26 protein-coding genes are annotated in these 24,721 nt (G+C 72.0%); 12 read left to right on the top strand and 14 right to left on the bottom strand.

The genetic code is table 11. From position 1 onward, the window contains the following. The first annotated feature begins 44 nt into the window (after positions 1–44). On the top strand, positions 45–641 hold the full coding sequence (locus ABT118_RS03635) for a hypothetical protein (protein WP_350644622.1): 597 nt from the start codon (positions 45–47) through the stop codon (positions 639–641). A gap of 19 nt (positions 642–660) precedes the next feature. Here the strand turns inward: ABT118_RS03635 and ABT118_RS03630 are convergent, their stop codons facing one another. After that, a complete protein-coding gene (locus ABT118_RS03630) occupies positions 661–1,254 on the bottom strand; it encodes a TetR/AcrR family transcriptional regulator (protein ID WP_350644621.1) in 594 nt (197 codons plus the stop codon). A 149-nt stretch (positions 1,255–1,403) separates the two neighbouring features. Here ABT118_RS03630 and ABT118_RS03625 point away from each other — a divergent pair, with 149 nt between their 5' ends. Next, positions 1,404–2,222, top strand: coding sequence for an SDR family NAD(P)-dependent oxidoreductase (locus ABT118_RS03625; protein ID WP_350644619.1), 819 nt, complete (start codon positions 1,404–1,406; stop codon positions 2,220–2,222). 31 nt (positions 2,223–2,253) lie between these two features. Here ABT118_RS03625 and hemC read toward each other — a convergent pair whose 3' ends face one another. Together hemC and ABT118_RS03615 are read right to left on the bottom strand one after the other, a co-directional pair. Next, a complete protein-coding gene (hemC, locus tag ABT118_RS03620) occupies positions 2,254–3,189 on the bottom strand; it encodes a hydroxymethylbilane synthase (protein ID WP_350644617.1) in 936 nt (311 codons plus the stop codon). A gap of 17 nt (positions 3,190–3,206) precedes the next feature. Further along, positions 3,207–3,599 carry a VOC family protein gene (locus ABT118_RS03615; protein WP_350644615.1) on the bottom strand — a complete coding sequence of 131 codons (393 nt, stop codon included), beginning with the start codon at positions 3,597–3,599 and terminating at the stop codon, positions 3,207–3,209. A 242-nt stretch (positions 3,600–3,841) separates the two neighbouring features. On the opposite strand from ABT118_RS03615, the gene ABT118_RS03610 reads away from it, so the two are divergent. Genes ABT118_RS03610 through ABT118_RS03585 form a run of 6 tightly spaced genes read left to right on the top strand, consistent with a single transcriptional unit; the run spans position 3,842 to position 10,468 of the window. Next, a complete protein-coding gene (locus ABT118_RS03610) occupies positions 3,842–4,594 on the top strand; it encodes a GntR family transcriptional regulator (RefSeq protein WP_350644612.1) in 753 nt (250 codons plus the stop codon). 46 nt (positions 4,595–4,640) lie between these two features. Continuing rightward, positions 4,641–4,868, top strand: coding sequence for a 4Fe-4S dicluster domain-containing protein (locus ABT118_RS03605; RefSeq protein ID WP_350644611.1), 228 nt, complete (start codon positions 4,641–4,643; stop codon positions 4,866–4,868). A gap of 17 nt (positions 4,869–4,885) precedes the next feature. Next, positions 4,886–6,259 carry an ABC transporter substrate-binding protein gene (locus ABT118_RS03600; protein ID WP_350644609.1) on the top strand — a complete coding sequence of 458 codons (1,374 nt, stop codon included), beginning with the start codon at positions 4,886–4,888 and terminating at the stop codon, positions 6,257–6,259. Continuing rightward, positions 6,256–7,032 carry an ABC transporter permease gene (locus ABT118_RS03595; RefSeq protein ID WP_350644607.1) on the top strand — a complete coding sequence of 259 codons (777 nt, stop codon included), beginning with the start codon at positions 6,256–6,258 and terminating at the stop codon, positions 7,030–7,032. The genes ABT118_RS03600 and ABT118_RS03595 overlap by 4 nt, the downstream gene beginning before the upstream one ends. After that, complete coding sequence (locus ABT118_RS03590; RefSeq protein WP_350644605.1) at positions 7,029–7,757, top strand: ABC transporter ATP-binding protein; 729 nt, start codon at positions 7,029–7,031, stop codon at positions 7,755–7,757. Before ABT118_RS03595 ends, ABT118_RS03590 begins: the two co-directional genes overlap by 4 nt. A gap of 14 nt (positions 7,758–7,771) precedes the next feature. After that, positions 7,772–10,468 carry a fumarate reductase/succinate dehydrogenase flavoprotein subunit gene (locus ABT118_RS03585; RefSeq protein WP_350644604.1) on the top strand — a complete coding sequence of 899 codons (2,697 nt, stop codon included), beginning with the start codon at positions 7,772–7,774 and terminating at the stop codon, positions 10,466–10,468. 7 nt (positions 10,469–10,475) lie between these two features. Here ABT118_RS03585 and mqnP read toward each other — a convergent pair whose 3' ends face one another. Both mqnP and ABT118_RS03575 read right to left on the bottom strand, forming a co-directional pair. Then, positions 10,476–11,375: a menaquinone biosynthesis prenyltransferase MqnP gene (mqnP, locus tag ABT118_RS03580; RefSeq protein ID WP_350644603.1), complete on the bottom strand. Its 900-nt coding sequence runs from the start codon at positions 11,373–11,375 to the stop codon at positions 10,476–10,478. Then, positions 11,372–12,829, bottom strand: a complete 1,458-nt coding sequence (locus ABT118_RS03575; protein ID WP_350644601.1) for a menaquinone biosynthesis decarboxylase — start codon at positions 12,827–12,829, stop codon at positions 11,372–11,374. Before ABT118_RS03575 ends, mqnP begins: the two co-directional genes overlap by 4 nt. A 78-nt stretch (positions 12,830–12,907) precedes the next feature. Here ABT118_RS03575 and ABT118_RS03570 point away from each other — a divergent pair, with 78 nt between their 5' ends. From ABT118_RS03570 to ABT118_RS03560, 3 genes are all read left to right on the top strand, one after another. Beyond that, positions 12,908–13,279 (top strand): PLD nuclease N-terminal domain-containing protein, encoded by a 372-nt coding sequence (locus ABT118_RS03570; protein ID WP_350644600.1) that lies wholly within the window; start codon positions 12,908–12,910, stop codon positions 13,277–13,279. Between the two features lie 325 nt (positions 13,280–13,604). Further along, a complete protein-coding gene (locus ABT118_RS03565) occupies positions 13,605–15,206 on the top strand; it encodes an acyl-CoA carboxylase subunit beta (protein WP_350644599.1) in 1,602 nt (533 codons plus the stop codon). 57 nt (positions 15,207–15,263) lie between these two features. Continuing rightward, positions 15,264–15,470, top strand: a complete 207-nt coding sequence (locus tag ABT118_RS03560) for an acyl-CoA carboxylase subunit epsilon (protein WP_350644598.1) — start codon at positions 15,264–15,266, stop codon at positions 15,468–15,470. Between the two features lie 126 nt (positions 15,471–15,596). On the opposite strand, the gene ABT118_RS03555 is transcribed toward ABT118_RS03560, so the two are convergent. The 7 genes from ABT118_RS03555 to hemL all read right to left on the bottom strand — a co-directional run bounded on the left by ABT118_RS03555 (position 15,597) and on the right by hemL (position 22,430). Beyond that, positions 15,597–16,001 (bottom strand): hypothetical protein, encoded by a 405-nt coding sequence (locus ABT118_RS03555; RefSeq protein WP_350644597.1) that lies wholly within the window; start codon positions 15,999–16,001, stop codon positions 15,597–15,599. A gap of 47 nt (positions 16,002–16,048) precedes the next feature. Continuing rightward, positions 16,049–17,185: a c-type cytochrome biogenesis protein CcsB gene (gene ccsB, locus ABT118_RS03550; RefSeq protein WP_350644596.1), complete on the bottom strand. Its 1,137-nt coding sequence runs from the start codon at positions 17,183–17,185 to the stop codon at positions 16,049–16,051. Between the two features lie 3 nt (positions 17,186–17,188). After that, complete coding sequence (gene resB / locus ABT118_RS03545) at positions 17,189–18,883, bottom strand: cytochrome c biogenesis protein ResB (RefSeq protein ID WP_350644594.1); 1,695 nt, start codon at positions 18,881–18,883, stop codon at positions 17,189–17,191. A 3-nt stretch (positions 18,884–18,886) separates the two neighbouring features. Continuing rightward, entirely contained in the window at positions 18,887–19,663 is a 777-nt protein-coding gene (locus tag ABT118_RS03540; protein WP_350644593.1) for a cytochrome c biogenesis CcdA family protein, read from the bottom strand. Then, positions 19,660–20,262 (bottom strand): TlpA family protein disulfide reductase, encoded by a 603-nt coding sequence (locus ABT118_RS03535; RefSeq protein ID WP_350644591.1) that lies wholly within the window; start codon positions 20,260–20,262, stop codon positions 19,660–19,662. Before ABT118_RS03535 ends, ABT118_RS03540 begins: the two co-directional genes overlap by 4 nt. 128 nt (positions 20,263–20,390) lie before the next feature. Next, complete coding sequence (locus tag ABT118_RS03530; protein ID WP_350645099.1) at positions 20,391–21,041, bottom strand: histidine phosphatase family protein; 651 nt, start codon at positions 21,039–21,041, stop codon at positions 20,391–20,393. Positions 21,042–21,095: 54 nt separating this feature from the next. Further along, the gene (gene hemL / locus ABT118_RS03525) at positions 21,096–22,430 is read right to left on the bottom strand and encodes a glutamate-1-semialdehyde 2,1-aminomutase (protein ID WP_350644590.1); all 1,335 of its coding nucleotides are present in this window, start codon (positions 22,428–22,430) and stop codon (positions 21,096–21,098) included. Positions 22,431–22,827: 397 nt separating this feature from the next. Between hemL and ABT118_RS03520 the strand changes: the two genes are divergently transcribed. Next, positions 22,828–23,316 (top strand): hypothetical protein, encoded by a 489-nt coding sequence (locus ABT118_RS03520; protein ID WP_057231582.1) that lies wholly within the window; start codon positions 22,828–22,830, stop codon positions 23,314–23,316. A gap of 67 nt (positions 23,317–23,383) precedes the next feature. Here the strand turns inward: ABT118_RS03520 and ABT118_RS03515 are convergent, their stop codons facing one another. Together ABT118_RS03515 and ABT118_RS03510 are read right to left on the bottom strand one after the other, a co-directional pair. Next, positions 23,384–23,773 carry an Imm32 family immunity protein gene (locus ABT118_RS03515; protein ID WP_350644586.1) on the bottom strand — a complete coding sequence of 130 codons (390 nt, stop codon included), beginning with the start codon at positions 23,771–23,773 and terminating at the stop codon, positions 23,384–23,386. A gap of 43 nt (positions 23,774–23,816) precedes the next feature. After that, on the bottom strand, positions 23,817–24,551 hold the full coding sequence (locus tag ABT118_RS03510; RefSeq protein WP_350644585.1) for a GbsR/MarR family transcriptional regulator: 735 nt from the start codon (positions 24,549–24,551) through the stop codon (positions 23,817–23,819). Positions 24,552–24,721 lie beyond the last annotated feature (170 nt).

Below are 24,721 nucleotides of genomic sequence, written 5' to 3'. Positions count from 1 at the left end.
ACACCACGCGCCGGGGGCGATGGGCGGCACTAGGGTTACCGCTCATGACTGATCACACATCAGAGGCGAAGCGGGGCACCGTCCTCCGTCTCGGGGGGCTGATGACGTGCGTGGCGCTCGGCCTGGGCGGCTGTACGTCCACGCCGGTGCCCGTGCAGGCGCCGCCGAGTGCCACGCCCTCACCGTCCGCGTCGCCCACCGTCCGGAGCTCGCCGCCGTTTCCGGGGATCGGGGCGGACGAGATCATGGGGCGGATCGCCACCCGCTGGGGGCTGGTGGTCGAGCGGAACTCGGCCCGCGGCACCGCCCGGGTGGAGGCGAAGAAGGTCCTGCCGGAGGGGTTCACGCTCTGGGTCCGGGTGGCCGTGGACGAGAACGGCCTCGCACAGCGGGTCGAGTGCATGGCCGAGAACTCCGTCTCGCCCCAGGTCGCGGCCACCCTGGCCGAGTGCGCCGAGATCGCCTTCAACGGCACCGCGACGCCCCGGCCACGGGCCTGGGTCGCGGAGCAGTTCGCGCTCGCGGCCGACCCGGCAGGCCCCAAGGAGTCGATCGGGACGCTCGCCGACAGCGGGTTCGACCTGCGGCTGGTGGCCCGGGTCCCGTCCAGCATCCTGACCATCACCCGTACCGCACCGTAGCCAGGCCGGCCTCGGACGATCAGGCCCCGAGGCCGTGCAGCAGGGTGCCGACGATCCTGGCCGCCAGCGCCTCGGGGTCGGCGTCGGACCCGGCGTCGGACCCGGCCGGAGCGGCGCCGTGCAGGGACTCGCCGATCAGGGCGTAGAGGACCCGGCGGATCCAGTCCAGGTCCGCGTCGGGGGCGAACACGCCCCCGGTGCGGGCCCGGTCGAGGAGTTCGAGGCAGCGGTGGTCGATCTGCTCGTGCAGCTCGGCGGCCTGGGCGCTCTGGGCGGCGGCGGGGCCGAGCGCGAAGCTCCAGGCGCCCTTCACCCGGAGGACGTTGGCGGTGGCGCGGTGCAGCGCGACCAGCGGCGGGGCGTCCTCGGGGTACGCCTCCTCGATCGCCTGCGCGAGCTGGCGGGCGGCCGAGGCGGCCAAGGCGTCGACGAGCGCCTGCCGGCTGCTGAAGCGCCGGTGCACCGTGGTCCTGGCCAGGCCGGAGGCCTCGGCGATCTGCTCCATCGAGGCGGTCGGATTCTCCGTCAGCACCCGCTCGGCGGCTTCCAGGATGGCGCGCACGCTGCGCTCGGCGTCGGCCCGCAGCGGGCGGCCCGTCGTACTGCTGCTCATGCGCTCCTCTTCCTCTGCACCCTCTCCGGGAACCATACACACGAGCCATCTGCATCATCACTGTTGCAGTTCCAGAAGAAAAAGCTACTCTTGTGTTGCAGATAGCGGATCGACTCCACTCGGCTCCCATCGACTCCAGGAGAACCCCCATGAGCACGACCGCCCTGGTCACCGGCGCCTCCTCCGGCCTCGGTGCCGAGTTCGCCGCCCAGCTCGCCGCGCGCGGGCACGACCTGATCCTCACCGCCCGCTCCGCCGACCGGCTGGAGCAGCTCGCGGCCAGGCTCCGCGCCGAGCACGGCATCCGGGCCGAGGTGGTGGTGCAGGACCTCGCCCGCCCCGACGCCGCCCGCCGGATCGCCGCCGAGCTGGCCGAACGCGGCCTGACCGTCGACCTGTTGGTGAACAACGCCGGCTTCGGCAGCTGCGGCCGGTTCGAGGAGACGGACGGGCAGCGCGACCACGACCAGCTGATGGTCAACGTGGTCGCCCTGGTCGACCTCACCCACGAGCTGCTGCCCGGCATGCTGGCCAAGGGCTCCGGCGCGGTGCTCAACGTGGCCTCGGTCGCGGCCTTCCAGCCCTCGCCGTACTTCGCCGTCTACAGCGCGTCCAAGACCTTCGTGCTCAACTTCGGCCTCGCGCTCCGCCAGGAGTATCGCGGCCGGGGCATCAAGGTGCTGACCCTCTGCCCCGGCCCGGTGGAGACCGGCTTCTTCGAGGCGATCGGCACCCGCGAGGCCGCCGTGACGGGCTCGTTCACCACCCCGGAGCCGGTGGTCCGGGCCGCGCTGCGCGCCCTCGACCGGAACCGTGCGTACGTGACGCCCGGCCTCACCAACGCGCTGGGCGCGCACCTCGCGCCGCGCCGCCCGCGCACCTTCGTCGCCGCCGTGGCCGAGCGACTGACCCGGCGGGTGCTCGGCGCCCCGATCCGGCCCGGGGCGGCGGCAGCACCAGTCGCCTGACGGCCGGTCAGTGCGGCCGCCCGACGGCCGGTCAGTGCGGGATGGCCGCGATCAGCTCGTGCGCGCCCTGCCGCTTGAGGGCGAGCGCGACCGAGGTCCCGAGGTCCTCGGGGCTGAGCGCACCCGCCCACTCGTGCGCGTCCAGGATCTGCTTGCCGTCCGGCGAGAAGACCCGGCCGCGCAGGGCCAGCCGCCCGTCCGCCTCGGCCGTCGCGTACCCGGCGATCGGGCTGTTGCAGTGGCCCTGGAGCACGTGCAGGAACATCCGCTCCGCCGTCGCCTCCCGCCAGGTGTCGTGGTGCCCCAGTCCGGCCGCCGCCTCGATGGTGGCGTGGTCGTCCTCGCGGCACTGGAGCGCGAGCACGCCCGCGCCGATCGGCGGGCACATCGCGTCCAGCGGGAGGATCTCGCTGATCCGGTCGCTCTCGCCGATCCGCTCCAGGCCGGAGGCCGCCAGCAGCAGGGCGTCGGCCTCCCCCGCCGCCAGCTTGGCCAGCCGGCTGTTGGCGTTGCCCCGGATCGGCACGCAGACCAGGTGCGGGTGCGAGGCGGCGAGCTGGGCGATCCGGCGCACCGAGGAGGTGCCGATCCGGCTGCCGGCCGGCATCCGGTCCAGCGTCAGGCCCTCGGGGTGGATCACCGCGTCGCGGATGTCGTCGCGCCGCAGGTACCCGGCGAAGACCGTCCCGGCGGGCAGCGGCCGGTCGGCGGGGACGTCCTTGAGGCAGTGCACCGCGAGGTCGGCCTCCCCCGCCAGCAGCGCCTGGTCGACCTCCTTGGTGAACGCGCCCTTCCCGCCCAGCTTCGCCAGATCACCCATCCAGCGGTCCCCCGAGGTGACCACCGGCACCACCTCGGTCCTGATCCCCGGGTGCAGTACGGCCAGCTCGGCCCGCACCCGCTCCACCTGGGCCAGCGCCATCGGCGAGGAGCGGGACACGATCCTGATCAACTCAGCGGCAGACATGGTGAAATGATAGGCCGTCAGCCGGAGGCCTCCGGACCGGCGGCACCCCGCACCAGGCAGAACGGGTGGCCCGCCGGGTCCGTGTAGACCCGCCAGCCGGTCTCGACCGCCTTCCGGACCGCGCCCAGCTCCAGCACCCGCGCCTCCGCCGCGTCCAGGTCCTCCACGTCGATGTCCAGGTGCAGCTGCTGCGGGTGGGCCGGGTCCGGCCACATCGGCGGGCGGTAGTCCTCGACCCGCTGGAAGCCGAGCACCGCGCCGCCGGGCACGTGCACCGTGGACCAGAACTCGTCCAGCGACCAGCGCGGATCGGGGCGGTCCACCTCGCCGCCGAGCAGGGCGGCGTAGAAGTGCGCCAGCCCGGCGGGGTAGTGGCAGTCGAGCACCACGCACTGCAGCTTGCCGATCATCGGAACCACTCCTGGAACGGACGGGGAAGGACGGGAACGGACGGCGAGGGACGGGAACGGACTCCACTCCAGCATCCCGGCTCGGCAGGCAGGTGGCAGTTCGACCCGCAGCAGCCGGATCGCCCCAGGTCAGGACGGTGCGACCGGGCCATCAGGTGGCGTAATACTGCGGCAACGAAAAACCGGGCGGTACGGCCCTATGGTTCTCGCGACCACCAGCCCCCGACCCCGGAGCCACCGCGATGACCAGCGAGAACGCCGCCCGACCCGGCACCAGGCGGCTGCGGGCCGACCGGGCCAGGCAGGTGGCGGACGTGCTGCGCCGGCAGGTGCTGGCCGAGCGCGGCCGGGAGCGGCCGCTGCCGCACGAGGAGCAGCTGGCCGAGGAGTTCGGCGAGTCCAGGAACACCGTCCGGGAGGCGCTGGACCTGCTGCGCGAGGAGGGGCTGGTCCGGCGGGTGCCCGGTTCGGGGACGGTGGTGGTGGCGGCGAAGGTGCCGCACGGCCTGAACCGGCTCGAAGGCCTGGCCGAGACCCTGCACGAGCACGGCGAGGTCGTGAACGAGGTCCGGGCGTTCGGCCCGGTCCGGGCGCCGGGCCCGGTGGCCCGCCGGTTCGGGCTGCCGGACGGGGCGGACGTCGTCTACGTGGAGCGGCTGCGGCGGCTGAACGGGCTGCCGCTCTCGCTCGACCTGACCTACCTGGCGCCGGACATCGGGGCCGAGCTGGACGCCGCCGACCTGGCGGGCCAGGACCTGTTCCGGCTGATCGAGGAGATCGCCGGGCAGCCGCTCGGCCGGGCCGAGATCACCCTGGAGGCGGTCAATGCCGACCCGCACTCCGCCACCGTGCTCGAAGTCCCGCGCGGTGCGGCGCTGTTGATGCTGGAACGGCTGACCTCGCTGGCCGACGGCCGCCCGGTCGACCTGGAGTACGTCCGGTTCCGCGGCGACCGGCTCACCATGCAGGGCCACCTGCTCCGCGACCTGTCCTGACCCCGCACCCCCGAGCACCCCTCGACCCCGAAGGAATCCGAACACCATGGCACTCGCCGACCACCGCTCCGACGTGCCCGTGACCATCGACGCCTCGCTCTGCATCGAGGGCTGCACGCTCTGCGTGGAGATGTGCCCGCTGGACTCGCTGGCGATCAACCCGGACAGCGGCAAGGCGTACATGCACGTGGACGAGTGCTGGTACTGCGGCCCGTGCGCCGCCCGCTGCCCCACCGGGGCCGTCACCGTCAACATGCCGTATCTGCTGCGATAGTTGAGGAACAGTCAGACATGAGAGTACGTACCGGAGCCGTGCTGGCCGCAGCAGTCCTGACCGCCGCCACCGCCTGTTCCTCCTCCTCCGGCAGCGGCGACGGCACCGTCGAGGTGGTGGTCGGCTACCAGTCCAAGACCATCAACACCGTGACGGCCGGCACGTTGCTGCGCGCCCAGGGCTACTTCGAGCAGCGCCTCACCGAGCTCGGCAGGGCCGAGGGCCGGCACTACAAGGTGACCTGGCAGGACTACGACTCCGGCGCCCCGATCACCGCCCAGATGCTGGCCGAGAAGATCGACATCGGCTCGATGGGCGACTACCCGCTGCTGATCAACGGCTCCCGCGCCCAGGAGGCCGGCGGCCCGGGCACCCGGCTGGTCTCGATCACCGGCTACAACCTGCTCGGCGCGCTCAACAGCGTGGTGGTGCCGACCGGTTCCACCGCGCACACGCTGGCGGATCTGAAGGGCAAGAAGGTCTCCACCTCGGTCGGCTCGGCCGCCGACGGCACCCTGGTGCAGGCGCTGCGCAAGGCGGGCGTCGCCGACACCGAGATCCAGAAGCAGAACCAGCAGCCCGCCGTCGGCGCCTCCGCCCTCAAGGCGGGCGGGGTGGACGCGCTGGCCCAGTTCGTCGCCTGGCCCGGCGCGGTGGTCTTCGCCGGCGACGCGCGGCTGCTCTACGACGGCGCCGCGCTGGCGAAGCCGACCCTGCACGGGGTGGTGATCCGGCAGAAGTTCGGCACCGAGCGTCCCGCCGTGGTGAAGGCCTTCCTGAACGCCCAGGCCGACGCCACCGCCTACCTCAACCAGGAGCCGCTGGCGGCCAGCCGCAAGGTGGCCGAGGCCACCGGCCTGCCCGCCGAGGTGGTCCACCTCTACAACGGGCCGAACGGCATCGCCACCTTCGCCACCCCGCTCCGGCCCGAACTGCTGGCCGCGCTCGGCGAGGACGTGCCGTTCCTCAAGTCGGTCGGCGTGCTCAAGGCGCTGGACCTGGAGAAGTTCATCGACCGCTCCTACCTGGAGCAGGCCGCCCTGCCCACCGTCGAACCCGCTCGGATCACCGGCACCGACCCGGTCTGCGGCAGGCCGGTCACCGACCCGAAGCTGGCGGGCGAGGTGTGGTTCGAGGGCGACGGGGCCACCCAGCCGGCCGCCGACCCGGGCTGCCTGCTGAAGGCGGTCAAGGCGTCCGGCAAGAAGCTCCGCGCCGCGTACGTGCCGGACGCCGCGACCGGCACCCGCTGGTTCGCCGACAAGGACCTCTGGGTGCAGGACGGCACCGCGCTGCTGCCGTTCACCACCGAGGACGGCGTGCAGGCGTACCTGGCCGGGCACCCCGGCGCCCGGCCGCTCTCCTACCGGGAAGCCCTGGCGGCCTCGTGACCCGCCGTCGGCTCCTGCGGCTGCTCTCCCTGCTCGGCTTCGTCGGCCTGTGGCAGCTGCTCACCGCGCAGCACGTCCGGCTCTGGGTCCGGTTCGACCACCTGCCGACGGCCGTCCAGGTCTGGGAGGCGTTCGGGCTCAGGCTCGGCACCGCGGAGTACTGGCAGGACCTGACGGACAGTCTGCTGCGGATCGGCACCGGCTTCCTGCTGGCCGCCCTGCTCGGGGTCTCCGCCGGGGTGCTGACCGCCCGCTCGCGCTGGGCGGCCGACCTGCTCGGCCCGGTGCTGGAGGTGGTCCGGCCGATCCCGGCGATCGCCCTGGTCCCGGTCGCGATCATGCTCTTCCCGGAGAACGAGCAGGGCATCGTCTTCATCACCTTCGCCGCCGCCTTCTTCCCGGTCACAGTGGCCACCCGGCACGCCGTCCGGGCGGTGCCGCCGCTCTGGGAGGAGGCCGTCCGGACCATGGGCGGCGGCCGGTGGCGGGTGCTGTTCAGCGTGGTGCTGCCGGCCGCGCTGCCCGGGGTGGTCGGCGGGCTCTCGGTCGGGATCGGGGTCTCCTGGATCTGCGTGATCTCCGCCGAGATGGTCTCCGGCCAGTTCGGGGTCGGCTACCGGACCTGGCAGGCGTACACCGTGCTGGACTACCCCGGCGTCTTCGTCGGGATGGCCACCATCGGCCTGCTCGGCTGGCTGACCTCGGGGGCCGTCGAGATCCTCGGCCGCCGGCTGACCGGCTGGCTGCCGCCACGACTGGGGAGCGAGCGATGAGCCTGCGACTGACCGCCCGGGGCCTGGCCCTCGGGCACACCGGGCACCCGGTGATCGAGGGGCTCGACCTGGAGGTGGCGCCCGGCGAGGTGCTGACCGTGGTCGGGGCCTCCGGCGGCGGCAAGTCCACCCTGCTGCGCGCCCTGGCCGGGCTGCTGCCGCCGACCGGCGGCGAGCTGCTGGCGGACGGCGTCCCGGTGCGCGGGCCGTCCGCCGAGCGCGCCCTGGTGTTCCAGGAGGACGGGCTGCTGCCCTGGCGCACCGTCCGCCGCAACGTCGAACTCCCGCTGGCCATCGCCGGACTGCCCCGGCGGCAGCGCCGCACCCCGGCCGAGGACTGGATCGGCCGGGTCGGCCTGGACGGCCACCACGACCGGCTGCCGCGGCAGCTGTCCGGCGGCCAGCGCCAACGCGTCCAGCTGGCCCGGGCGCTGGTCAACTCACCGAAGGCCGTCCTGATGGACGAGCCGTTCGGCGCGCTGGACGCGCAGAACCGGCACGCCATGCAGCAACTGCTGCTCACCGTCTGGGAGAAGGAGCGCTGCACGGTGGTCTTCGTCACCCACGACGTGGACGAGGCGCTGCTGCTCGGCGACCGGGTCGCGGTGCTCGGCGGCGGCCGGCTGCTCGCCCTGCACCCGGTGCCCCGGCCGCGCGAGAGCGCCGCCAGGACCGACCCGGCTGTCCTCGCCCTGCGCGCCAAGATCCTCACCGAGCTTTCCTGAAAGGGCCGTTGACCATGCAGATCCCCGACCTGACCGAGGCCCGCCGACTGAGCTGCGACGTGCTGGTGATCGGCGGCGGCACCGCCGGGTCGATGGCCGCGCTCAGCGCCGCCGAGGCCGGTGCGAACGTGCTGCTGCTGGAGAAGGCACACGTGCGCCACTCCGGCGCGCTGGCGATGGGCATGGACGGGGTCAACAACGCCGTCATCCCCGGCCGGGCCGAACCGGACGACTACGTCGCCGAGATCACCCGGGCCAACGACGGGATCGTGGACCAGCGGACGGTGCGTCAGACCGCCACCCGGGGGTTCGACATGGTGCGGCGGCTGGAGGGCTACGGGGTCAAGTTCGAGAAGGACGAGTACGGCGAGTACCAGGTCCGCCAGGTGCACCGGTCCGGCAGCTACGTGCTGCCGATGCCGGAGGGCAAGGACGTCAAGAAGGTGCTCTACCGGGTGCTCCGGCAGCGCCACATGCGGGAGCGGATCACGATCGAGAACCGGGTGATGCCGGTCCGGGTGCTCACCTCCGGCGGCCGGGCGGTCGGTGCGGCCGCCTTCGACACCCGCAGCGGGGAGTTCGTCACCGTCGAGGCGGGCGCGGTGGTGCTGGCCACCGGCCCCTGCGGCCGGCTCGGCCTGCCCAGCAGCGGCTACCTGTACGGCACGTACGAGAACCCGACCAACGCCGGCGACGGCTACGCGATGGCGTACCACGCGGGCGCCGAGCTGAGCGGGATCGAGTGCTTCCAGATCAACCCGCTGATCAAGGACTACAACGGACCCGCCTGCGCGTACGTGGCCAACCCGTTCGGCGGCTACCAGGTGAACCGGCACGGCGAGCGCTTCGTCGACTCCGACTACTGGTCCGGGCAGATGATGGCCGAGTTCGCCACCGAGCTGGCCTCCGACCGGGGCCCGGTCTACCTGCGCACCACCCACCTGCCGGAGGAGACCGTGCAGGCGCTGGAGTCGATCCTGCACACCACCGAGCGGCCCAGCCGGGGCACCTTCCACGCCAACCGGGGCCACGACTACCGCACCCACGACATCGAGATGCACATCTCCGAGATCGGGCTCTGCGGCGGGCACTCCGCCAGCGGGGTGTGGGTGGACGAGAACGCCGCCACCACCGTGCCCGGCCTGTACGCGGCCGGGGACCTGGCCTGCGTCCCGCACAACTACATGATCGGCGCCTTCGTCTTCGGCGACCTGGCCGGCACCCACGCCGCCGCCCACCTGCCCGCCGCCCGGGCCGAACTGCCGGCCGACCAGCTGGCCGCCGCGCACGAGCTGATCTACCGTCCGCTGCGCAACCCGGACGGGCCGCCGCAGCCGCAGGTGGAGTACAAGCTCCGACGCTTCGTCAACGACTACGTGGCGCCGCCGAAGACCGGCGCCCGGCTCTCGGTCGCGCTGGAGCACTTCGAGCGGATGCGCGGCGAGGTGGCCGGGATCGGCGCCCGCACCCCGCACGAGCTGATGCGGGCGGTGGAGGTGGACTTCATCCGGGACTGCGCCGAGATGGCCGCCCGCTCCTCGCTGGCCCGCACCGAGAGCCGCTGGGGCCTCTACCACGAGCGGATCGACCACCCGGGGAAGGACGACGAGCGCTGGTTCAGCCACCTCAACCTGCGCCGCCGGGCGGACGACGGGGCGATGGAGTTCCTGACCCGGCCGGTCGCGCCCTACCTGGTCCCGGTGGACGGCTTCGAACCGCCCGCCCTGCCGGTCACCGTGCTCGGCGAGGTGCACGCGCTGCCGGTCGGCCGTACCGGCGAGGCCGCCGTCCGCCCGGCGGCGTCCACCGCCGCCGAGTCCGCCGGTTCACCCCGGCTGCGCGAGCTGCTCCGGCTGGACGAGCCCGCGCTGGCCGAGCTGCTCCCCTACCTGCGCGACCCGGCCGCAGACGTCCGGCGCACCGCCGTCGCGCTGCTCACCGAGAACGTCTCCGCCGGGACCGGCCCCGAGCTCGCCCGCACCCTGGCCGACGCCGACACCGCCGTCCGGGCCGCTGCCGTGGCCGCGCTGCGCGAACTCCTCCCCACCCTCACGCCCGAGCTCGGCCCGGCGCTCCTGCCGCACGCGGCCTCCCCCGACCCGGTGGTGCGCGCGGGCGTACTCGAACTCTCCCGCGCCCTGCGCACCGGCCCGCTCCCCCTGTACGCCTCCGCACTCGGTGACCCGGCCACCGCCGTCCGGCTGCAGGCCGTCAGCGGGCTGGTCTCGCTCGACGCCGCACCGGCCCTGCTGCCGGCCGCCGACGACCCGGCCCGCGAGGTCCGGGTGCTCGCCGCCGAGGGCTTCGGCACCATCGGGGACCCGGCCGCCGTCCCGGCCCTGCTCCGGCTGGCCGCCGACCCCGAACCCCTGGTCCGGGCCGCCGCCTTCCAGGGCGCGGCCGGCCTCGGCTGCCCGCCCCCGCTGCTCGCCCTGGCGAGCCGCCCCGACCCCGCCTGGGAGGTCCGCAAGGGCGCCGCCACCGCCCTCGGCAGCGCCGGCGCCACCACCCCGCTGCTGCCGCTGCTGACCGACCCCCACATGGACGTCCGCAAGTCCGCCGTCCGCGCCGCAGCGCCGCACGCCGCCGACCCGGCCGTGGCCACCGCCCTCCGCGACCGCCTGGCCGACCCCGACGCCGACGTCCGCGCCTACGCCAGGCTCGCCCTCCGCGACGCCCGGGCCGCGGCGGCCGGAGCCGGAGCCGCCTGAGCGGCCGTCAGAACGTCAGACCGCGCAGGACCAGGTCCAGCAGGGCGAAGGCGAAGAGGGAGATGCCGACGAAGCCGTTGGTGGTGAAGAAGGCCCGGTTGAGGCGGGACAGGTCGTGCGGCTTCACGATCGAGTGCTCGTAGAGGAAGGCGCCGGCCACCACGGCCAGGCCGACCCAGAAGGCCGGGCCCGCGTCGGTGAGCAGGGCGTACCAGACCAGCAGCGCCATGGTGACGGCGTGGCAGGCGCGGGCGCCGTAGAGGGCGGCCGGGATGCCGAAGCGGGCCGGGACGGAGCGGACGCCCTCGGCCCGGTCGGCGGCCACGTCCTGGGTGCCGAAGATCAGGTCGAAGCCGCCGATCCAGATGCCGACGGCGAGGCCGAGCACCACCGGGTACCAGGACCAGCTGCCGCTGACGGCCAGCCAGGCGCCGATCGGCCCGATCGCCTGGGCGAAGCCGAGGATGGCGTGCGGGAAGTCGGTGAACCGCTTGCCGTACGGGTAGACCACCATCGGGACCACCGCGAGCGGGGCCAGCAGCAGGCAGAGCGGGTTGAGCAGCGCGGCGGAGCCGAGGAAGACCAGCAGCGCGATCCCCGAGCCGACGTACGCGGTGCGGAGCGAGACCGCGCCGGTGACCAGTTCGCGGTTGGCGGTGCGCGGGTTCCGGGCGTCGATCTCGCGGTCGATGATCCGGTTGGCGGCCATCGCGAAGGTGCGCAGGCCGACCATGCAGACGGTGACCAGGAACAGGTCGCCCCAGTGCATCCGACCGTCCGTCAGGAACATCGCGGTCAGCGCCGAGATGTACGCGAACGGGAGCGCGAAGACCGAGTGCTCGATCAGCACCAGGTTGAGGAAGGCCCGGACCTTGCCCGGCTCCGGGGCGGCGGCGACGGCGCTCACAGGCCGTACTCCTTCCAGCGGGCGGTCACCAGGGCGGCGGTCTCCGGGTCGGAGCTGACCATCTCGGGCCAGCCGCCGTCCCGGGTGTAGCCCTCCTCGGGCAGCTTGCGGGTGGCGTCGATGCCCGCCTTGCCGCCCCAGAACTGCTGGTACGAGGCGTGGTCCAGGTGGTCCACCGGGCCCTCGACCACGGTCAGGTCGCGGCTGTAGTCGGTGTTGCCCAGGGCCCGCCAGGCGACCTCCTGGTAGTCGTGCACGTCGCAGTCGGCGTCCACCACGATGATCAGCTTGGTCAGCGACATCATGTGCGCGCCCCAGATCGCGTGCATCACCTTCTGGGCGTGCTTGGGGTACTTCTTGTCGATCGAGACGATCACGCAGTTGTGGAAGCCGCCCGCCTCGGGCAGGTCGTAGTCCACGATGTCCGGGATGATGATCTTGAGCAGCGGCAGGAAGAACCGCTCGGTGAACTTGCCCAGCGGGCCGTCCTCGGTCGGCGGGCGGCCGACCACGATCGACTGCAGGATCGGCCGCTTGCGCATGGTCACGCAGTCGATGGTCAGCGCCGGGAACGGCTCCTGCGGCGTGTAGAAGCCGGTGTGGTCGCCGAACGGCCCCTCGGGCAGCATCTCCCCGGGCTCCAGCCACCCCTCCAGCACCACCTCGGCGTCGGCCGGGACCTGGAGCGGGACGGTCTTGCAGTCCACCATCCGCACCCGCTCACCGGCCACGAAGCCCGCGAACAGGTACTCGTCGATGTCGCCGGGCAGCGGCGCGGTGGCCGCGTACGTCACGGCGGGCGGGCAGCCGAACGCGATCGCGACCGGCAGCCGCTCACCGCGCTTGGCCGCCACCGCGTAGTGGTTCCGGCTGTCCTTGTGGATCTGCCAGTGCATCCCGATGGTCCGCTTGTCGTGCCGCTGCAGGCGGTACAGGCCGAGGTTGCGGATGCCCGAGTCCGGGTCCTTGGTGTGGGTCAGGCCCAGGTTGAAGAACGAGCCGCCGTCCAGCGGCCAGGTGAACAGCGCCGGCAGGTCGTCCAGGTCGACCTGATCGCCCGTCAGCACCACCTCCTGCACCGGCGCGTCCGAGGACTTCACGTTCTTCGGCGGCACGTGCGCCATCGAGGCCAGCTTGCCGAAGGCGTCCCGGAAGCCGGTGAAGCCCTGCGGCAGCTCCGGCTTGAGCAGGCCGGCGATCTTCTCCGAGATCTCCTCCGGGCCCTTCAGGCCGAGCGACTTGGCGAGCCTGCGCTCCGTCCCGAAGACGTTCATCGCCAGCGGCATCGAGCTGCCCTTGACGTTCTCGAACAGCAGCGCGGGGCCCTTGGCCTTCTGCACCCGGTCGACGATCTCGCCGATCTCCAGGTGCGGATCGACCTCGGTCTTGATCCGCTTGAGGTCGCCCTCTCGCTCCAGGGCCCGGAGAAACGAACGGAGATCGTCGTATGCCATGCCAGTCAGTATCCGATACCGACTACCCTGGCCACGCCAAGAGGGCCCCACCTGCTCGTCACCGGGGGAGATCGCACCGTGCTGAGGATTCTGCCGCCACTGCTCCTGCTCGCCCTCTGGATCTGGGCGTTCATCGACTGCCTGACCACGCCGGAGAAGGAGGTCAAGCACCTGCCCAAGGTGGTCTGGGTGATCATCGTGCTGCTCTTCCCGCTGGTCGGCTCGATCGCCTGGCTGGCGATCGGCAAGCAGCGCGGCGCGCTGCGCGCACCCGGCCGCGCCACCGGTCCGCAGGTCGCACCGGACGACAACCCCGAGTTCCTGGCCTCGCTGAAGCAGGACCAGCGCGACCGGGACACCGAGCTGCTGAAGCAGTGGGAGGCCGATCTGCGCCGCCGCGAGGACGAGCTGCGCGAACAGGGCAACGGGGAAGAACCCGACAAGCGCTGAAGGCTTTGGCGCATCCCTACGAGCCGAGATACCCCTCAGTAGCCGCTCAGAGCCCTCCCCGAGACCCCCGTAAATGCCGTCTGACCTGCGGATTCACCTCAGCGCTAGATCACCCCGGAACACCGCGAAGCGGCCCGGCCGAGCTTTCGGCCGGGCCGCTTTCTGTACAGCCCTGACAGCTTCTGACGCCCGACCTTGTACGGAATCGACGCCGAGGAGCGGCGGTGATCCCTCGTAGTGTCGTAGGTGAAGAAGTGTTCGTAGCGAACGGCCCGCCGCAGCGGCCCGCCGCCGGACAGTTCCCTCAGACTTGGAGTGGTTCGAGATGACGGTTCTGCACGAGGCGCCCGCCGGTGGCGAGGTCCCCGAGACCCCGGCCGACGCCCGGGGGCGGGTGGCCGAACTGCACGAACTCCGCCGGCAGGTGCTGCGCGGCCCGAGCGACAAGGCCACCGAGGCCCAGCACGCCAAGGGCAAGCTGACGGCCCGTGAGCGGATCGACCTGCTGCTGGACGAGGGCTCCTTCCACGAGGTCGAGCCGCTCCGCCGGCACCGGGCCACCGGCTTCGGCCTGGAGGCCAAGAAGCCGCACACCGACGGCGTGATCGTCGGCTGGGGCACCGTGCACGGCCGCACCGTCTTCACCTACGCGCACGACTTCCGGATCTTCGGCGGCGCGCTGGGCGAGGCCCACGCGCAGAAGATCCACAAGATCATGGACATGGCCATCGCGGCCGGTGCCCCGCTGGTCTCGCTGAACGACGGCGCCGGCGCCCGGATCCAGGAGGGCGTCACCGCCCTGGCCGGCTACGGCGGCATCTTCCAGCGCAACACCCGCGCCTCCGGCGTGATCCCGCAGATCTCGGTGATGCTCGGCCCCTGCGCCGGCGGCGCCGCGTACTCCCCCGCGCTGACCGACTTCATCTTCATGGTCCGCGAGACCTCGCAGATGTTCATCACCGGGCCCGACGTGGTGCAGGCCGTCACCGGCGAGAAGATCAGCCAGAACGGCCTCGGCGGCGCCGACGTCCACTCCGGCGTCTCGGGCGTGTCGCACTTCGCCTACGACGACGAGCAGAGCTGCATCGAGGAGGTCCGCTACCTCCTCTCGCTGCTCCCGCAGAACAACCGCGAGATGCCCCCGGCCGCCCCGAACGACGACCCGGTCGACCGCCGCAACGACTCGCTGCTCGACCTCGTCCCGGCCGACGGCAACCGCCCGTACGACATGCGCAAGGTGATCGAGGAGATCGTCGACCACGGCGAGATGCTGGAGATCCACGAGCGCTGGGCCACCAACGTGCTCTGCGTGCTGGCCCGGATCGACGGCCACGTCACCGGCATCATCGCCAACCAGCCGCAGTCGCTGGCCGGCGTGCTCGACATCAACGCGAGCGAGAAGGCCGCGCGCTTCGTCCAGATGTGCGACGCCTTCAACATCCCGCTGGTCACCATGCTGGACGTCCCCGGCTTCCTGCCCGGCGTCGACCAGGAGCACGACGGCATCATCCGGCACGGCGCCAAGCTGCTCTACGCGTACTGCAACGCCACCGTGCCGCGGATCCAGCTGATCCTGCGCAAGGCCTACGGCGGCGCGTACATCGTGATGGACTCGCGCTCGATCGGCGCCGACCTGTCCTTCGCCTGGCCCACCAACGAGATCGCCGTGATGGGCGCCGAGGGTGCCGCCAACGTCATCTTCCGCCGCGACATCAACGGGGCCGAGGACCCGGAGGCGATGCGCGCGCAGAAGATCAAGGAGTACAAGACCGAGCTGATGCACCCCTACTACGCCGCCGAGCGCGGCCTGGTGGACGACGTCATCGACCCGGCCGAGACCCGCGCCGTCCTGGCCGCCTCGCTCGCCATGCTCCGCACGAAGCACGCCGACCTGCCCAGCCGTAAGCACGGCAACCCGCCGATGTAACGCGCCGTTGTGCCGCTCGGAACCCATCAGACTTCAAGACGCGGGAGAAATGACCTCATGACCGCCAACGCCGAACCGCTGCTCCGCATCGTCCGTGGCACCCTGACGGACGAGGAACTCGCCGCCCTGACCGCCGTCCTGATGGCGCGTGCCGCCGCGGTGCAGACCGCCGCCGTGGCCCCGGCCGAGCCGATCGCCACCTGGTCCCGGATCGAGCGCCGCCCGGCCTACTGGTCCCCCGTCAGCTGGCAGCAGGCGGCCTAGCCCGTCGGGCTTCGGCCACCAGGGGCTCGGGGCGAACGGCAGCCTGACCCGGTACGTACGTTGAACGCACCCGGGGTCGGCGTCGCCGTTCCCCGAGCCCCTGGTGGCCGATGCGTATGCCCCGGGCTACGCCACCACCAGGGCCTTGCGCCCCGCGTGCATGACGCTGAGGTTGGCCTCCAGCCGGGCCGGGTCCTGGCAGAGCCAGAGGCGGACGGCCGCGCCGAGGATGGCGCTGGCCGAGCCGAGGCGGACGCCGGTGAGCTGGGCCACCCGGGCCGCGGCCAGCACCAGCAGGTCGGTCAGTGCGGTCGGCAACCAGACGGTCTGGGCGCACGGCGCCGGCGGCGCGAGCGCCGCCAGCAGCCGGTACGCGTCCACCTGGTGGCAGACCATCGGGAGCACGTCCACCAGCCCGTCCGCGACCACCTCTGAGACGTCGCTGCGATGGCTCTGGGCGAGCCGGCGGAGCAGCGCTCGCTCCGCCGCGGTGATTCGGACGGTCAGCATGACCTCGTCGCACTCGGACATGGTGCGGCCCTCCTCGCGGCTACTGGTACAGACGGATCGACCCGGCGTCAGACTCCGGCGTAGGAGTGCTTCCCCGTGACGAAGATGTTGACGCCGTAGTAGTTGAACAGCCAGCAGGAGAAGGCCAGCAGGGCCAGGTACGCGGCCTTGCGGCCCTTCCAGCCGGCGGTCGCCCGGGCGTGCAGATAGCAGGCGTAGAAGACCCAGGTGATGAAGGACCAGGTCTCCTTCGGGTCCCACTCCCAGTACTTGCCCCAGGCCGCCTCGGCCCAGATCGCCCCCGCCACGATGGTGAAGGTCCAGAGCGGGAAGACGATCGCGTTGATCCGGTACGACAGCTTGTCGAAGGTGGCGGCGGCGGGCAGCCGGTGCCAGATCGAGGCGGAGGTGCCGAGCGGCCCGGTGGTCTTCCCGGCCGCGATCCGGCGGTCGAAGGTGTCCTTGCCGAGGTAGAGCACGGTGGCGATGAACGCCGCGTAGAAGGCGCCGCCGCAGAAGATCGCGGTGGAGACGTGGATCGCCAGCCAGTACGAGTGCAGGGCCGGGACGAGCTGCTCGGACTCGGTGTAGAGCACGGTGACCGCGAGGCCGAGGGTGAGCACCACGGCGACCATCACCGGCAGGCCGAGCCAGCGGACCGGCTTCTTGGCGGCGAGCAGGCCGAGGTAGGCGACCACCATGGCGAGCGCGAAGGCGCAGGAGAACTCGTACATGTTGCCCCACGGCCAGCGCACCACCGAGAGGCCCCGGGTGAGCACCGCGCCGAAGTGCAGCAGGGCGCCGAGGGCGGCCAGCGAGACCGCGATCCGGCCCGCGAAGTCGCCCTTCTCGCTGGTCCCGGCCGCACCCGGGCCGTCGACGTCGACGGCCGTGTCACGGCCGCTGGTGACCACGGTGGCCCCGGCGTCGGCGAGCGCGGTGCGGGTCAGCGTGGTGGTGCCGCCGTCGGCGGAGGCGACCGTGACGGTGACCTTCCTGGCGCCCTTGGCCGGGGCCTTGGCGGCCTCGACGGCGGCGGCCAGCCCGGCCTGCTCGACCGAGCGGACCGCGACGGCGCCCTTGCTGCCGAACGTCCACTCGAAGATGTGGGCGAACATGGCGATGACGTACACGGCCATCGCCGAGTAGATCAGCTTGTTGGAGAGGTCGGCGAGCTGTGGGTCGACCGACGTGGCGAGATGCACCGTCTACTCCTTGGAGTCCGGGACAGCGGGGGCGGCGGGGGCGGCAGGTTCTGCTGGTGGGTCATCGTCGTCGACGGCCGGGTCGTCGTCGATGGCCGGGGCGTCGTCCTGGAGGTCGACGGCGATCTCGGCCAGCTCCTCGGCGATCTTCGCCGACTCGCTCCGGGCCAGCCCGGCCACCTCGACCAGGGTGCGGCCGTCGGCGGTGACGGAGGCCCGCACCCAGACCCGGCGGCGCTGGACGAAGAGCGAGCCGACCAGGCCGAGGATGGCGGCGACCGCGCCGATCAGCGCGATCGAGTTGCCCGGCCGGTGCGAGACGGTGAAGCTCGCCCACTGCTGGTAGCCCTCGAAGGTGAGGGTCCCGTAGCCGTCCGGCAGGGTCCAGGCCTGGCCCGGCTTGAGCCGGGCGCGGGCCGGGTTGCCGTCCTGGGTGAGCTGGGTGAGGTGCTTGGTGTCCAGCTGGTAGACGTTCTGCGGCAGGCCGGAGTCGGTGCCGAGGTCGCCCGCGTAGGCGGTGAGCACCAGCATCGGGTCGGCCGCGTCCGGGAAGAGCGAGACCGGGCCGGTCTTCTCGAAGCTCTCCGGGGCGGTCGGCAGGAAGTAGCCGTTGAAGCCCAGCTGGGTCTTCTTGCCGTCCTTCTCGCCGTAGTCGTTGACCTTGAGCACGCCGGTCGAGGTGAGGTTGGCGTCCTGCGGCAGGAAGGCGGTCGGGCCCGAGTAGACCTTCTCGCCCTGGGCGTTCTTGATCGTCACCACCGGCGCGTAGCCGTGGCCGATCAGGAACACCTTGCTGCCGCCGATCTCCAGCGGGTGGTTGACCTCGATGTCGCCCTTGGTCAGCTTCGAGTCGTCGCTGCCGGTCCAGTACCGGATGTGGGCGGTGAACTGCCGGGCGCTGCCCGCCTGCGGGCCGCTGTTGGCGTACCTGGCGGTGAAGCCGTCCAGCTTGAAGCCGAACGCGTCCAGGTCGTCCAGGGTGTAGAAGGCGGAGCCGGTGAAGTCGTCCAGCTGGGTCGCGGTGTTGGAGTAGCCCTGCTTCTCGATCACCAGCTTGCCGCCCTCGCCGCTGGCCAGGCTGGCCCAGGCGAAGCCGGCCAGCAGGGCGAACAGCGAGAGGTGGAAGGCCAGGTTGCCGACCTCGCGCAGGTACCCCTTCTCGGCCGCCACCGAGCCGCCGGACAGGTGGGCCCGGAAGCCGCGGCTCTTCAACTGCCGGTGCGCGGCGGCGTTCACGGCCTTGTGGCCGGCCGAGGTGTGCCAGGCCGCGTAGACCGGCATCCGGGTCAGGTTCTTCGGCGCGGCCGGCGGCCGGGCCCGCAGCACGCCGACGAACTGCCAGGTGCGCGGGATGATGCAGCCCGCCAGCGAGACGAACAGCAGGATGTAGATCGCCGAGAACCAGGCCGAGCTGTACACGTCGAACAGCTGGAGCTTCTCGTACACCGGGGTGATGTCCGGGTGCGCCGTCTTCCAGGTCTGCACCTTGAAGGCGTTCTGGCTGTTCTGCGGGATCAGCGAGCCGGGGATGGCGGCCAGCGAGAGCAGGAACAGCAGGATCAGCGCGACCCGCATCGAGGTCAGCTGACGCCAGGTCCAGCGCAGCCAGCCCAGCACACCGATGCCGGACGGGCCGTCCTGTTCGGTCGGCGCACTGCTGAGGCGCTCCGCCTCGATCTCGTCTGTCAGGGGGCTCACGGGTCAGATTCCGATCGAGAAGTCGGCGGTGAGGGACTGCATCTCACGGACCATCGAGTCCCAGGCGCCGGTGACGAGCAGCAGACCGACCACGACGAGCATGCCGCCGCCGATCCGCATCACCCACTGGTAGTGCTGCTTGATCCAGCCGAACGCACCCAGCGCCCGGCGGAAGGCCAGCGCGGCCACCACGAACGGTACGCCGAGGCCGAGGCAGTAGACGGCCATCAGGACCGCGCCGCGCCAGGGCGAGGCCTGGTTCCAGGCCAGCCCCTGGATGCTCGCCAGGGTCGGGCCCACGCACGGCGTCCAGCCGACGCCGAACACGATGCCGAGCAGCGGGGCTCCGGCCAGGCCGATCACCGGACGGCGGTGCGAGCGCACCTCGCGCATCGAGAGGCCGGGCAGCAGCCCCATGAAGGCGAGCCCCATCAGGATGGTGAGGACGCCCATCACGATGCTGATGGTCCGTTGGTTCGCCTGCAGGGTCTGGCCGAAGTAGCCGAACAGTGCGCCGCCGGAGACGAACACGGCGGTGAAGCCGAGGATGAACAGCAGCGAGCCGAGCAGCATCCGGCCGCGCCTGGCACCCTTGGCGTCGGCCAGGTCGGCGGCGGAGAAGCCGGTGACGTAGCTCAGGTAGCCCGGCACCAGCGGCAGCACGCACGGCGAGAAGAACGAGACCAGCCCGGCCGCCAGCGCGATCGGCACCGCCAGCAGGATGGCCCCGCTGGCCACCGTCTCGTTCTGGCCCACGGCGAGGAGGAGCGCGGTGCTCACTTCGACTCGGCCAGGACGGGCGCGATCAGGCTCTCCAGGTCCTCCGCCGACAGCGGGCGCATGGCCCGGGCGGCCAGCCTGCCCTGACGGTCCACCACGATCGTGCTCGGGATGGACTGCGGGTTGAGGCTGCCCTTGGGGAACTTGAGGATCTGGGTGCCGTCCGGGTCGTACAGGCTCGGGTAGTCGATCCCGAAGCTGTCCTCGAACCGGATGGCGTTGTTGGCGTCCGGGTCCCGGGTGTTGATCCCGAGGAACTGGATGTCCTGGCCCTGCGTCTTCAGCTTCGTCCAGACCTCCTGGAGGCCCTTCGCCTCGGCCCGGCACGGGTTGCACCAGGAGCCCCAGACGTTGAGCACCACGACCTTGCCGCGGTAGTCCGCCAGGGCCTGCTTGTCCCCGCGCAGCGTGGTGCCGGAGATGGCCGGCGCCTCCTGCCGGGAGGCGGCGGGCGCGGTGTCCAGGCCGCCCTTGCCGGAGATGAACCCGGTCTGGCCGTCGGAACTGCTGGAGTCCGCGGTGCAACCGGTGAGGGTCAGTGCGGCGGCGGCCGCGAGCGCGGCGGCCGGGCGGAGGTAACGGCGGGTCGTCCCAGACATGTGAAAAGTTTCGCATGAGACTTTGGGCAGGTTTAGGGGGGTCCGACGTTAGCCGTCGGACCCCTCCTGACCTGCGCTTCTTATGCTTACGATCCGCTTAATACAGACAAATCACCGTTGACCCGGCGTCAGGCGCCGAAGCTCTTGCCGACCGGGGCGTCGCCCTTCTTCCCCTTGCCCACCAGGTGGGCCGGCAGCAGGTCCCGGGCCGGCTCGCGGTAGCCGATCGAGACGATCCGGTCGCCCTCGTAGGTGAAGCTGGTCAGCGAGGCCAGCGAGCACTGCCGCTTGCGCGGGTCGTGCCAGAGCCGGCGCCGCTCGGCGAAGCTCCGGGCGATCCAGATCGGCAGCTGGTGGCTGACGCAGACCGCCTCGTGCCCCCGTGCCGCGTCCCGGGCCGCGGCCAGCGCGCCCATCATCCGGACCGCCTGCTCGACGTACGGCTCGCCCCAGGACGGCCGCAGCGGGTTGGTCAGGTACCTCCAGTACGCCGGGTTCTTCAACGAGCCGTCACCGACGCCGAAGGTCTTGCCCTGGAAGATGTTGTCGGCCTCGATCAGCCGGTCGTCGACCGCGACCTCCAGCCCGTGCACCTTGCCGATCGGCTCGGCGGTCTCCTGCGCCCGCTCCAGCGGGGAGGCCACCACGTGGGTGATGTCCCGGTCCGCCAGGTGCTCGGCCACCCGGTCCGCCATCTGCCGCCCCAGGTCGGAGAGGTGGTAGTCCGGCAGCCGGCCGTAGAGCACGCCCTCCGGGTTGTGCACCTCACCGTGCCGCATCAGGTGGACGACGGTGATCTCTTTCGCGCTCACGTGTGCTCGCTCCTCGATGACTTACGCGGGCCGGGCTTCCGCCGCCGCACGGGCGGCGGCGGGCAGGGCGGCGGCGATCCACTCGATCGCGCGCTCGTCGTGCGCGGCCGAGACGAACCAGGACTCGAAGGCCGACGGCGGCAGGTAGACGCCCTGGGCCAGCATGCTCTGGAAGAACGCGGTGAAGCGGAACGACTCCTGCTGCTTCGCCTCGTCGTAGTTGGTGACCGGCCGGTCGGTGAAGAAGACCGAGAACATGTTGCTCGCGTTCTGCAGCCGGTGCGCCACGCCCTCCTTGGTCAGCGCCTGGCTCACCAGGGCCGAGATCTCCGCGGAGACCGCGTCCACCTTCTCGTAGACCGCGTCGGTGCAGTTGACCAGCTGGGCCAGGCCGGCGGCGGTGGCGATCGGGTTACCGGAGAGCGTGCCCGCCTGGTAGACCGGACCGGCCGGGGCCAGGTACGCCATCACGTCGGCGCGGCCGCCGAACGCGGCGGCCGGGAAGCCGCCGCCCATCACCTTGCCGAAGGTCAGCAGGTCCGGCGCCCAGCCCTCGACGGCCGCCTCGACGCCGTACCAGCCGGACTTGGAGGTGCGGAAGCCGGTCATCACCTCGTCCGAGATGAACAGCGCGCCGTTGTCGCGGCAGAGCTCCGAGAGCCCCTTGTTGAAGCCGGGCAGCGGCGGGACCACGCCCATGTTGCCGGGGGACGCCTCGATGATCACGCAGGCGATCTGGCCCGGGTGCGCCGCGAAGGCCGCCCGGACCGCCTCCAGGTCGTTGTACGGGAGCACGATGGTGTCGCCCGCCTGAGCCCCCGTCACCCCGGGGGTGTCCGGCAGGCCGAGGGTGGCGACGCCCGAACCGGCCGCGGCCAGCAGCGCGTCCACGTGGCCGTGGTAGCAGCCGGCGAACTTCACGATCTTCGCCCGGCCGGTGAAGCCGCGGGCCAGCCGGATCGCGGACATGGTCGCCTCGGTGCCGCTGGACACCAGCCGGACCTGCTCGACCGGGGCGACCCGGTCGACGATCTCCTCGCCGAGCAGCACCTCGCCCTCGCCGGGCGTGCCGAAGGAGGTGCCGCGGACCACCGCCTGCTGCACCGCCTCGATCACCGCCGGGTGCGCGTGGCCCAGGATCATCGGACCCCAGGAGCAGACCAGGTCGACGTACTCGCGGCCGTCGGCGTCGGTGAGATAGGGGCCGGTGCCCGACACCATGAAACGCGGGGTGCCGCCGACGGCGCGGAACGCGCGCACCGGGGAGTTGACGCCGCCGGGGGTCACGGCCGACGCGCGGTCGAACAGCGACTGGCTCTGCGGGGCCTCGTAGGGGTAGCTCTTCGGGTTGGTCACCCGGACATGGTCTCAAATCGTGTCCTGGACCTCCGCATGTCGGACCCGATCATCTGGAACGATGATCCTGGTACCACGCGGGTGTGACCCGAACGGACTGTACGGTCTGTAGCCTCGTCGGTACGGTTATCCGTACTACCGCGCTCACCGTCATGCCCCCGATGGGTGAAACTGTGACCGGCCGGGCCGTGTACGACAGCGCGGAACGGGTAGTGGGCACGTTCGGAGGGACACCGAGCGTGCGGGGGTCTGTCGATTCCGGCGAATTCCGGTGAGGATGGTCCGAGTGTCCGAGGCGCAGGACGGCCACGACGAGGCCGCGGGTGGTTCTCGTCGGCGTGCCGGGGCCGCTGGCGGGGGTACCGGTGCGGGCAGGGGAAGGCGGGGCGAAGGCAGAGTGGGGGTCACCTACAAGTACTTCGGCGCTCCCGACCGCGCCACCGCCGCCAGAGTCCCCACCGCCCTCGGCCCGGGCGGCCTCGGCCTGGACGCCGGCGAGCTCGGCTCGCTCGGCCGCCTCGGCGACCTGATGGAGACCAGCGGCTCCCCCAACGGCCACCTCTCCACCAAGATCAAGCCCGAGACGATGTCCGCCATGGTCCTGACCGGCATCCAGGGCGTCCCGCTGCACCAGGTCCCGCCACTGGAACTCGTCGTCCTGCACCCCGACTACGCCGTGGTCCAACTCCCCCACACCGTCGTCGAACCCCTGCGCAAGGCCGACGAGACCGAACTCGGCGCCGCCGCCTTCATCTGGTCCACCGTCCCCGACCGCCGGGGCCCCCGGGACGCCTTCGTGATCTACACGATGCTGCACGAGTGGCAGGACTTCGCCAACCGCCTCCACGACGCCGGCCACCAGCTCTACTGCCTGGTCTGGCCCTGACGGCCCTTCCGAAGCCGGAACGGCGTTACCCGCCGCAGGAGTTGGAGCGGCGCGGCGCTCGGCCCGGTCAGCGCCGGTGCGGCATGCCGCCGTGGGGGCTCTCGACCACCAGCGGGACCGAGCCCTCGACCAGGTAGTAGTGGTCCGGGTAGTAGTCGATGTGCAGGTGGCCGCCTTCGTCGGCGGTGGCGATGCCGCGTAGGTTCGCCGCGAGGACCGCGCGGGCGTCGTCGTCGCCGCTGATCAGCAGGAGCCGCCGCTCGGTGTCGATCCGGACCAGGACGCCGGGGCCGGGCGCCCGCTCGGCCCCGATACCCGTCGGCGTACCGCTGCCCGGCTCGGTCACGGCCGCGAGGAACCCCTCGCCTGCGGCCACCGCCTCGGCCAGGAGCGTCAGTTCGGCCGCGGATCCGCTGATCAGGATCTCGGTGCAGGCACGGTCGGACTTCAGCTGCACGGGAACAGCTCCTTCGGGTCGATTCGGGACGGCCGGTGCCCGGCTAGTTCGTCCCGTCCGGGGTCGGTGCGGGCTTGGTGTGGAGGATGTCGCGGGCCTGCTCGGCGGCGCGGGAGGCGCTCTCGGAGACGAAGTCGAGGAAGCGGCCGATGTTCTCCAGCCGGCTGCCGGCCGGGGTGGCGGGGCCGAGGATGCCGACGCCCTGGCGGGCGATCTCGGCGATGTGGGCGGTGGCGCGGGCGCTGGCCTGCATCGCCTGGTACCAGACGTCGTCGTCGACGACGTAGCGCTCGCGGCGGCGCTCGTCCCGCTCCCGGCGGATCATGCCCTGGCCGTCGAGGAACGCGACCGCCTTGGAGACGGACGCCGGGCTGATCCGGAGGTGCTGGACCAGGTCGGACGCGGTGAGGCTGCCCGCGTCGCTGAGGCAGAGGCAGGCCATCACCCGGGCCATCATCCGGGGCATGCCGGACTGCATCATGACGGTGGTGAGCACCTCCTCGTACGCGGCCACGGCCTCGGCGTCGCGCCCGTAGGCCTGCGGGGCCGGCTCCGGCCCCTGCGGCGCGGCCTGGGTGCGCCGGTGGGCCCGGCGCTCGGTGGCGCGGTGGGCGAGGTCGGCCCGGTAGCCGGTGGGGCCCCCGTTGCGCATCACCTCACGCGTGACCGTCGAGGTCGGGCGGTCGAGGCGCCGGGCGATCTCGGCGTAGGCGAGGCCGTCGGCCACTCCCAGCGCGATCTGCTGGCGTTCCTGCTGGGTGAGCCTGCCTCCCGGCATCGCGGGTCTCCTTCGTGGTCCGTGGTGGGCCCAGCATAGCGTTCACTCTCATTTCATTGCAACGAATGCGCTCGGGCTCGTTGCGTTAGCCGCGAATCCATTGCAACAATTTCGGCACCTCCACCTGCAATGACGGGGTTTTCGCGCAACAGGCTTGTTGCCAGAGCAAT

Source organism: Kitasatospora sp. NPDC002040 (assembly GCF_040296785.1).
Classification (GTDB): Bacteria; Actinomycetota; Actinomycetes; order Streptomycetales; family Streptomycetaceae; genus Kitasatospora.
Note: the sequence above shows the minus strand (reverse complement) of the source record. Positions and strands in the feature narration are given on the sequence as shown.

Bases quoted from the DNA above. Each gene is read 5' to 3' on its own strand.
- ABT118_RS03635 (WP_350644622.1), top strand. From the start codon at position 45: ATGACTGATCACACATCAGAGGCGAAGCGGGGCACCGTCCTCCGTCTC.
- ABT118_RS03630 (WP_350644621.1), bottom strand. From the start codon at position 1,254: ATGAGCAGCAGTACGACGGGCCGCCCGCTGCGGGCCGACGCCGAGCGC.
- ABT118_RS03625 (WP_350644619.1), top strand. From the start codon at position 1,404: ATGAGCACGACCGCCCTGGTCACCGGCGCCTCCTCCGGCCTCGGTGCC.
- hemC (WP_350644617.1), bottom strand. From the start codon at position 3,189: ATGTCTGCCGCTGAGTTGATCAGGATCGTGTCCCGCTCCTCGCCGATG.
- ABT118_RS03615 (WP_350644615.1), bottom strand. From the start codon at position 3,599: ATGATCGGCAAGCTGCAGTGCGTGGTGCTCGACTGCCACTACCCCGCC.
- ABT118_RS03610 (WP_350644612.1), top strand. From the start codon at position 3,842: ATGACCAGCGAGAACGCCGCCCGACCCGGCACCAGGCGGCTGCGGGCC.
- ABT118_RS03605 (WP_350644611.1), top strand. From the start codon at position 4,641: ATGGCACTCGCCGACCACCGCTCCGACGTGCCCGTGACCATCGACGCC.
- ABT118_RS03600 (WP_350644609.1), top strand. From the start codon at position 4,886: ATGAGAGTACGTACCGGAGCCGTGCTGGCCGCAGCAGTCCTGACCGCC.
- ABT118_RS03590 (WP_350644605.1), top strand. From the start codon at position 7,029: ATGAGCCTGCGACTGACCGCCCGGGGCCTGGCCCTCGGGCACACCGGG.
- ABT118_RS03585 (WP_350644604.1), top strand. From the start codon at position 7,772: ATGCAGATCCCCGACCTGACCGAGGCCCGCCGACTGAGCTGCGACGTG.
- ABT118_RS03575 (WP_350644601.1), bottom strand. From the start codon at position 12,829: ATGGCATACGACGATCTCCGTTCGTTTCTCCGGGCCCTGGAGCGAGAG.
- ABT118_RS03565 (WP_350644599.1), top strand. From the start codon at position 13,605: ATGACGGTTCTGCACGAGGCGCCCGCCGGTGGCGAGGTCCCCGAGACC.
- ABT118_RS03560 (WP_350644598.1), top strand. From the start codon at position 15,264: ATGACCGCCAACGCCGAACCGCTGCTCCGCATCGTCCGTGGCACCCTG.
- ABT118_RS03555 (WP_350644597.1), bottom strand. From the start codon at position 16,001: ATGTCCGAGTGCGACGAGGTCATGCTGACCGTCCGAATCACCGCGGCG.
- ABT118_RS03535 (WP_350644591.1), bottom strand. From the start codon at position 20,262: ATGTCTGGGACGACCCGCCGTTACCTCCGCCCGGCCGCCGCGCTCGCG.
- ABT118_RS03530 (WP_350645099.1), bottom strand. From the start codon at position 21,041: ATGCGGCACGGTGAGGTGCACAACCCGGAGGGCGTGCTCTACGGCCGG.
- ABT118_RS03510 (WP_350644585.1), bottom strand. From the start codon at position 24,551: ATGCCGGGAGGCAGGCTCACCCAGCAGGAACGCCAGCAGATCGCGCTG.